Origin of the sequence: Vogesella mureinivorans (assembly GCF_007644035.1) — a bacterium.
Taxonomy (GTDB): Bacteria; Pseudomonadota; Gammaproteobacteria; order Burkholderiales; family Chromobacteriaceae; genus Vogesella; species Vogesella mureinivorans.
The window spans coordinates 1-363 of the sequence record NZ_VMTV02000886.1 but is presented as its reverse complement, the minus strand read 5'-3'; the positions used below and the strand labels follow the sequence as shown (position 1 = coordinate 363).

The window sequence follows — 363 nt, the reverse complement described above, 5'->3', positions numbered from 1 at the left end:
CCTCGCTGGCGTTCTCCGGGCAGTTGTCGAACAGTTTGTATTTGTCATACAGCCTGTTTAGTTCCCCAGCATAAGACCCGCCTGAGCCGGTTAACAGATCGTTTAAGGAAATCCCCCTGTTTTTCAGATTTTTAATGTCAGCCGTCAGGTTTTTTGCCTGATTCAGGAATGCCTGGACGTCCCGAATACCGGTGGCCGTTGCCAGCTGTTGTTTATAAGCGTTCATCTGCGACTGATAATGTTGAACCGTCTGCTGCCACTGCTGGAGCTTCTCCGCCCACTGCTGGATGTTGCTGGCGTTGGCTACTTCATCAAAAACGGGAATACCGGCCTGAGCCGGGACGTGAAAGAGACACAAGGCGA

1 protein-coding gene is annotated in these 363 nt (G+C 51.8%); it reads right to left on the bottom strand.

Annotated features, from left to right (window positions below; translation table 11 throughout):
* Positions 1-363 (bottom strand): type IV secretion system protein (locus tag FLQ44_RS20100; protein WP_240801355.1); only part of this gene is annotated, 363 nt, incomplete at both ends.